Below are 7638 nucleotides of genomic sequence, written 5' to 3'. Positions count from 1 at the left end.
CCGCCGCCGCCGACAGCGATCCAGCGACCGTCGCAATATTCATTGGCGATTTCGCGAGCGAGCTTCGGTATTTCACGGTAAATATTCATCGTCGCGCAAAGGTGTGTAAGTGGATCATAATAATGTGCGTCAGCGCCATTTTGCGTTAAAATAATATCCGGTTTAAAGTATGCTGCAACTTCTTTTACGACAGTTCGATATGACTCTAAAAACGATTCGTCTTCTGTAAAAGCATCGAGTGGAACGTTAAAAGAATAACTATAGCCATTACCTTGTCCGCGTTCATTTACAGCGCCAGTTCCAGGGAATAAATAACGCCCAGTTTCATGTAATGAAATGGTGCATACGTTAGGATCGTCGTAAAAAGACCACTGTACACCATCACCGTGATGAGCATCTGTATCGATATATAGGACGCGTAAACCGTATTTTTTCTGAATATATTTCATTGCGATGGAACTATCGTTATAAATGCAAAAGCCAGAAGCTTTACCGCGGAAGCCATGATGTAAGCCGCCGCCTAAATTGAGGGCGTGCTTTACTTTTCCGGAAAGAACAGCATCGACAGCTGTTAATGTTCCGCCAACGAGTAATGCACTTGCTTCGTGCATATTTGGAAACATCGGTGTATCTTCTGTTCCGAGTCCATATGTCATGGCAATTGATTTTTCTAACTTACCTTCTCCAGCACGTTTTACCGCATTTATGTACTCCTCTGTATGAATGTAGGCAATCTCTTCATCGGTAGCCATCCGTGGTGAGATGATTTGGGAAGGAGAGATAAAACCACTCTTTTGTAATAAATCATACGTGAGTGTGACGCGCAGTTGGTTAAAAGGATGATCAGGGCTAAATGAATAGCCCCGAAAGTCATCCGAATAAATAAACGCGCTACTCATGCTTGCATCCCCATGATGTTCGGCCATAATACGCGGTAGCCTTCTGCTTCAAGTGCATCAATCACTTTTAGCGGATTCATCGTTTGAATGCGGAAAACGAGTACTTTATCATTCTCATCTTTTGCTGGATAGACGAGAACGCTCACGATGTTTATTTGTAAATCACTAAAAATAGCAACAACTTTTCCAAGAATACCAGGTTCATTTTTCACTTGAATTTCAATTTGTGAACTTGGTTGATGTGCCCCTGTTAATTTCACTAACGTGTGCAGTACTGTAGATTCAGAAATGATTCCAACTAACTTTCCAGCCTTTGTAACAGGGAGACAGCCAATTTTATTTTCAAAAAATAAAGTAGCAATTTCCTCAACGAAATCAAGAGGATGGCAAGTCATAACAGGATGTTTCATAATAAGTTCAAGTGGTTGCTTCAGCATATCGAGTGAAACTTGTTCATCTAAAATAGACGGACTTGCATCTCTTACATCCCGATCAGAAATAATGCCTACGACATGATTATTTTGATCGACAATTGGAATGTGCCGAATGCCTTTCGTGCGTATTGTTCGGATTGCTGTTTCAATTGTATCGTTTGGATGTAGTGTCACTACTTTTTGATTCATAATTTCTTCTACAATCATTCCAGTTGCCCCCTTTATTAGTACATAAAACGATTGTGAAAACGTAGACGATCGAATGCTTGAATGGAATCCGTATCGACGCGTTTGCCGATGCGAACCATTAAACAGTTAGCGGGGTGTGAACAAATTTCAGGATCGTCTGTAGCCATCCATTGTAAACCACCGGCATTCATCATTTTTTCCATTACTTTTCGGTATTCCCAAACATTTAAGCCTGTTTGTTTTAAATCCCAGTGCCAATAATATTCAGTCGTTAATATAATGTAATCTTCCATATGATCGTCCATCATTGAAACTTCTAATAAGTTTTTTCCGACAGAGCAACCGCGAAAGGCTGGGACAACTTCAATCGCCCCAAGTTCAATTAAGTTTTCAATCTTTCCTTCTGACCATCGCTCGAGCGGATCAGGATACAAGTATGTAACATATCCAACAATCGTTTGGTCATGTCTAGCAATAATGAGACGAGCTTCTGGTAACTTAGAAATTTCGACAATTGCTTTATATTGCTGCTCGGCAGGACGAAACGCAATTAAGTCTGGATGGAATTCATACATTTCAAGATTATGTGTAGAGACAGGACCTTCAATAATTAAAGTGCCTTTCGCTGTTTTTAAGTTTCTGGCATTATATATTTTTTTATGAATCAATTTATTGCTCACCACCTTGAGGGTTTGTGAATCTATTAATATCGTACTTTATAATATATGCGATGTGAATCGAATTTTGTCATTAAAAATTTGTCTAAAAATCAACAAATATACTGAAAATTTTAAATAATATCATTATAATAGATAATAGAATACATAGGAGGGGGATGTAAAGTATGAAAGTGGAAACGCTTCCTGTCATTAAAGGAGAAAATAATTTGCCGAATTATGAAGAGGCATACGCGAATTTTAACTGGGAAGAGGTTAATAAAAATTTTACTTGGAATGAAACAGGCCGAGTGAATATGGCGTATGAGGCAATTGATAAGCATGCGAAATCCGATCGAAAGAATAAAGTGGCACTTTATTATCAAGATGGATCGCGAAAAGAGAAATATACATTTAAGGAAATGAAGGATTTTTCTAATAAAGCAGGAAATGTCCTGAAAAACTATGGTGATGTTGAGAAAGGCGATCGCGTTTTTATTTTTATGCCACGTTCCCCAGAATTATATTTTGCACTTTTAGGTGCAGTGAAATTAGGGGCAATTGTTGGACCATTATTTGAAGCATTTATGGAAGGTGCAGTTCGCGATCGTTTAGAAGATAGCGAAGCAAAGGTGTTAATTACAACTCCTGAATTGTTAGAGCGCATACCATTAAATGATTTACCAGCTTTAAAAACTGTCTTCCTTGTTGGAGACAATGCAGAAGAAGGCGGTAAACTTGTAGCGTTCAATCCTTTATTTGAACAAGCTTCAAAAGAATTACATATCGAATGGTTAGGCCGTGAAGACGGTTTAATCCTTCATTACACATCTGGCTCTACTGGTAAGCCAAAAGGCGTCCTTCATGCACAAAACGCAATGGTTCAGCACTATCAAACTGCGAAGTGGGTACTGGACTTAAAAGAAGATGATGTATATTGGTGTACAGCTGACCCAGGCTGGGTAACTGGAACAGCTTACGGTATTTTCGCACCGTGGTTAGTAGGGGCATCAAATGTTATTTTAGGCGGGAGATTTAGTCCAGAAGCGTGGTATGAAGCACTGCAAGATTACGGTGTAACAGTTTGGTATAGCGCACCAACAGCGTTCCGTATGTTAATGGGAGCTGGACAAGACGCAATTAAAAAATATGATTTATCACAAGTGCGCCACGTATTAAGCGTTGGTGAGCCGTTAAATCCCGAAGTAATTCGCTGGGGTATGAACGCATTTGGACTTCGTATTCATGATACGTGGTGGATGACAGAAACAGGTGGACAAGTTATTTGTAACTACCCTTGTATGGAAATCCGTCCAGGTTCAATGGGTAAACCAATTCCAGGTGTGAAAGCAGCGATTGTTGATAATGAAGGAAATGAAGTACCTCCATACACAATGGGGAACTTAGCAATTGGTAAAGGTTGGCCAGCTATGATGCGTGGAATCTGGAATAACCAGCAAAAATATGAATCTTACTTTATGCCGGGAGATTGGTATGTATCAGGTGATTCAGCTTATATGGATGAAGATGGATACTTCTGGTTCCAAGGACGTATTGACGATGTAATTATGACGTCAGGTGAGCGTGTTGGTCCGTTTGAAGTAGAAAGTAAATTAATCGAGCATGCTGCTGTTGCAGAAGCTGGTGTAATTGGTATTCCTGATCCAGTACGTGGTGAAATTATTAAAGCATTTATCGCGCTTCGTGCGGGATACGAGCCATCTGATGAATTAAAAGAAGAGATTCGTCAATTTGTAAAAAAAGGCCTAGCAGCTCATGCAGCGCCAAGACAAATTGAATTTAGAGATAAATTACCGAAAACGAGAAGTGGTAAAATTATGCGCCGCGTATTAAAAGCGTGGGAGTTGAATTTACCAACAGGTGACTTATCAACAATGGAAGATTAAGAGAGAAAGGTCTGAACGAAACAACGTTCAGATCTTTTTTTATGTTATTATTAACTTATATATATAAGTTAAGGGGATGATAAAATGAAAACAGAAAAAGAAAAGATGATACAAGGGGAAATGTACATACCAGCTGATCCAGTTTTAGTACAAGAAAGAGAACAGGCTCGTATATTAACAAGAAAGTTAAATGAAACATCAGAAGTGAAATTAGAAGAACGTAGTGCAATCGTAAAAGAATTATTCGGAACGACAGGAGATAATATTCATCTTGAATCTTCTTTTAGATGTGATTACGGTTATAACATTCACGTTGGCGAAAATTTTTACGCAAACTTTGACTGTACAATCTTAGACGTATGCCCGGTGACAATCGGAGTGAACTGTATGTTAGCTCCAGGTGTTCACATTTATACAGCAACACACCCGCTTGATCCGGTAGAGCGCATAAGTGGATCAGAATACGGAAAACCAGTTACAATTGGTGATAACGTATGGATTGGCGGAAGAGCGATTATTAATCCAGGTGTAACAATTGGAGACAATGCGGTCATCGCATCTGGCGCTGTTGTAACGAAAGATGTGCCGGACAATGTAGTAGTTGGCGGAAATCCTGCAAAGATTATTAAAAAAATAAAATAATATTTGAACGAAGCGCCTTCCTCGTCTGTATACATTTATGAAAGAATAGATGAGGGAGGCTTTTATATGTCTAATAAGTTACTTCTTACTTTTGCTTTAATCGGAATTATCGTCGTATTTTCTTGTGGTCTGTTATTACCAATACCAATTGGATTTAAAGTTTCAATGATTACAGTTGGAGTCATAATGATTGTTATGTTTTCAATCATTATTCCGTTTGATAGAAAACATATAGTACGAAAAAAAGGATATAAAATTGATTTTACAAAAACAAAAGTGTATTTTCGCTGGAATGTATTTGATACGATTTCGGCTTGTCTTGCAGTGTATGCATGCATATGTGTGCAAGCATTAAATATTTTAGTGTTAAGTGGTCATACAATACAAAACTCATATGTTCAATTTTTTACGCTTCAATCACAAGCGTGGATTATTGTCGCAAGTGTATATTTAATTTCCCGCATTTCGTTAACGTTAAAAGGAATAAAGGAGATCAAAAATCATGGCGCAGATTGGGATTGAGGAGGAGCTCATGCTTGCGTATCAAAGTGGGGATAAACAGGCTGGGGAAAAACTATATGTTTTAATCAAACCAGCGCTATATACATTTTTGTATCGATTTAACCGAGATGAACAATTAAGTATCGACCTCGTGCAAGATACGTTTTTGACGCTAGAGCGTAAGAAACATATGTATGAACCTGAAAAAGGCAAAATAAAAACGTATTTATTTCAAATTGGTTATCGTCTCATGATTAATAAATTAAATAGAAGAAAAAAGTGGCGTACGCTTTTGCCATTTTTAGTGCCGATTCAAGAAAAAGAATTTTCTCACGAAGATCGGCTCACAGTAAGAGAAGCAATTTTGAAAGTTCCTGAAGAACAGCGAGCTGTTCTTATTCTTTCTTATTATCATGATATGCAGCAAAAAGAAATTGCAGAGATATTAAACATTCCGATTGGAACAGTAAAATCGAGACTTCATAACGGAATAAAGAAATTGAAACAATTGCTGGAGGTGGATGAAATTGAGCGAAAATCCCTTTAAGAGTGAATATAAATTACAGCAGCATTTAGATAGTGACCATGTAGAAATACCAGATTTTCCAAAAACGGTAAGTCGCTTTGATCGATTAATCGGATTTCTTGGTTCTCCAGCGAAAGATCCTGTGGAGGCGACGATTGGGAATGATTTATCGGTTGTGTTTCATGTATCGTTATTAGTTGGTGTTCCAATTCTTTCTCTTATTACGATACTCTTTGCGGCGTTGTAAAGGATTGATAAGGAGAGAAACCCGACCTCTATTTGACACGCCTATATAAATGATGGTATAAAGAAAAGTATATGAATAATTGAGCGTGGAAAGGGAGAAGTAGTGATCATTTCCCTGTTTTAGAGAGCTGATGGCCGGTGAAAATCAGCACATAGATGATCGCGAATTACGCCCCTAGAGCATCTTTTTTCGATTGAATTGTATTCAAAAGGGAAAAGACGGTGCTAAGCCGTTATGTAAATAAGGTGGTAGGCTTTTTTTTGCCTGCAACTAGGGTGGTAACGCGATAATCAAAATCGTCCCTTATTTGAAGGGGCGATTTTTTTATGTTTTCAACCTTCACGCCAGTAATGAACTTAAAGGAGAGTATGTAGGATATGGGTATTTTACAAGATCTTGAATTTCGCGGTCTAATTAATCAGCAAACAGATGCTGAGGGACTTGAGCAATTATTAGAAAAAGAAAGCGTTAAATTATACTGTGGTTTCGACCCGACAGCGGATAGCTTACACATCGGTCATATGTTACCAGTATTAATGTTACGTCGCTTCCAATTAGCTGGTCACCAACCAATCGCACTTGTTGGCGGAGGTACTGGTATGATCGGTGATCCAAGTGGTAAAAAAGCAGAGCGTACATTAAATACGAAAGATACAGTTGCTTACTACACAGAAAGCATTAAAAACCAACTTTCAAACTTCTTAGAGTTCGAAAACGTGGACAACCCAGCAACAATGGCTAACAACTATGATTGGCTTGGTAACTTAGATGTAATTTCATTCTTACGCGATATCGGTAAAAACTTCGGTTTAAACTATATGTTAGCAAAAGATACAGTAGCATCTCGTTTAGATACTGGTATTTCATTCACTGAGTTTAGTTATATGATTTTACAATCATACGACTTCTTAAACTTATACCAAAACCATAATTGCCGCCTACAAATCGGTGGTAGTGACCAATGGGGTAACATTACAGCTGGTCTTGAATTAATCCGTAAATCAGAAGAAGATGCGAAAGCATTCGGTTTAACAATTCCACTTGTTACAAAATCTGACGGTACGAAGTTTGGTAAAACAGAAGGCGGCGCAATTTGGTTAGACCCAGAGAAAACAACTCCTTACGAGTTCTACCAATTCTGGATTAACACAGATGACCGTGACGTTGTTAAATACTTAAAATACTTCACATTCTTATCTCATGAAGAAATTCTTGAGCTTGAAAAGCAAGTAGCTGAAGCACCAGAAAAACGTGCAGCACAAAAAGCATTAGGTTCTGAAATGACAAAACTTGTTCACGGCGAAGAAGCATTAGAGCAAGCGATTAAAATTTCAGCTGCACTATTCAGCGGTTCTGTAGCAGAACTGACTGCAAGCGAAATCGAACAAGGCTTTAAAGACGTACCATCTGTAGAACGTACTGCAGAAGATACAGTATTAATCGACTTACTTGTAGAAAGCAAAATCTCTCCATCAAAACGTCAAGCACGTGAAGATGTGACGAACGGTGCAATCTACGTAAACGGTGAGCGTACACAAGCATTAGACTACGTTGTAACAGAAAACGACCGCATCGAAGGTAAATTCACAATCATTCGCCGCGGTAAAAAGAAATATTTCTTAATTCGTTACTAATCA

General features: G+C 38.3%; 9 protein-coding genes and 1 other annotated feature. Of the genes, 6 read left to right on the top strand and 3 right to left on the bottom strand.

Going from position 1 to position 7638, the window contains the following annotated elements; all coding sequences use genetic code 11:
• The 3 genes from acuC to acuA all read right to left on the bottom strand — a co-directional run.
• The coding region (gene acuC / locus BAU27_RS12970; RefSeq protein ID WP_071771064.1) for an acetoin utilization protein AcuC at window positions 1-899 on the bottom strand (899 nt) is incomplete at its 3' end.
• A complete protein-coding gene (locus BAU27_RS12965; RefSeq protein ID WP_071748340.1) occupies window positions 896-1540 on the bottom strand; it encodes an acetoin utilization AcuB family protein in 645 nt (214 codons plus the stop codon). The genes acuC and BAU27_RS12965, both read right to left, overlap by 4 nt.
• Window positions 1541-1557: 17 nt before the next feature.
• Window positions 1558-2190 (bottom strand): acetoin utilization protein acetyltransferase AcuA, encoded by a 633-nt coding sequence (gene acuA, locus BAU27_RS12960; RefSeq protein ID WP_002112293.1) that lies wholly within the window; start codon window positions 2188-2190, stop codon window positions 1558-1560.
• A gap of 176 nt (window positions 2191-2366) precedes the next feature.
• Here acuA and acsA point away from each other — a divergent pair, with 176 nt between their 5' ends.
• From acsA to tyrS, 6 genes are all read left to right on the top strand, one after another.
• Window positions 2367-4085, top strand: coding sequence for an acetate--CoA ligase (acsA, locus tag BAU27_RS12955; RefSeq protein ID WP_071771063.1), 1719 nt, complete (start codon window positions 2367-2369; stop codon window positions 4083-4085).
• Window positions 4086-4169: 84 nt separating this feature from the next.
• The gene (locus BAU27_RS12950) at window positions 4170-4727 is read left to right on the top strand and encodes a maltose acetyltransferase domain-containing protein (RefSeq protein WP_071771062.1); all 558 of its coding nucleotides are present in this window, start codon (window positions 4170-4172) and stop codon (window positions 4725-4727) included.
• Between the two features lie 66 nt (window positions 4728-4793).
• On the top strand, window positions 4794-5249 hold the full coding sequence (locus BAU27_RS12945; RefSeq protein ID WP_071748337.1) for a hypothetical protein: 456 nt from the start codon (window positions 4794-4796) through the stop codon (window positions 5247-5249).
• Window positions 5230-5775 (top strand): RNA polymerase sigma factor, encoded by a 546-nt coding sequence (locus tag BAU27_RS12940; RefSeq protein ID WP_000057190.1) that lies wholly within the window; start codon window positions 5230-5232, stop codon window positions 5773-5775. The genes BAU27_RS12945 and BAU27_RS12940 overlap by 20 nt, the downstream gene beginning before the upstream one ends.
• Window positions 5756-6001 (top strand): hypothetical protein, encoded by a 246-nt coding sequence (locus tag BAU27_RS12935; protein WP_071771061.1) that lies wholly within the window; start codon window positions 5756-5758, stop codon window positions 5999-6001. The genes BAU27_RS12940 and BAU27_RS12935 overlap by 20 nt, the downstream gene beginning before the upstream one ends.
• A gap of 77 nt (window positions 6002-6078) precedes the next feature.
• Window positions 6079-6308 (top strand) — a binding site (T-box leader).
• 70 nt (window positions 6309-6378) lie between these two features.
• Complete coding sequence (tyrS, locus tag BAU27_RS12930; RefSeq protein WP_000512075.1) at window positions 6379-7635, top strand: tyrosine--tRNA ligase; 1257 nt, start codon at window positions 6379-6381, stop codon at window positions 7633-7635.
• The last annotated feature ends 3 nt before the right edge of the window (window positions 7636-7638 follow it).

Source organism: Bacillus sp. NH11B (assembly GCF_001884205.1).
GTDB classification, from domain to species: Bacteria; Bacillota; Bacilli; order Bacillales; family Bacillaceae_G; genus Bacillus_A; species Bacillus_A proteolyticus.
This window is presented reverse-complemented; position numbering and strand designations above follow the sequence as displayed.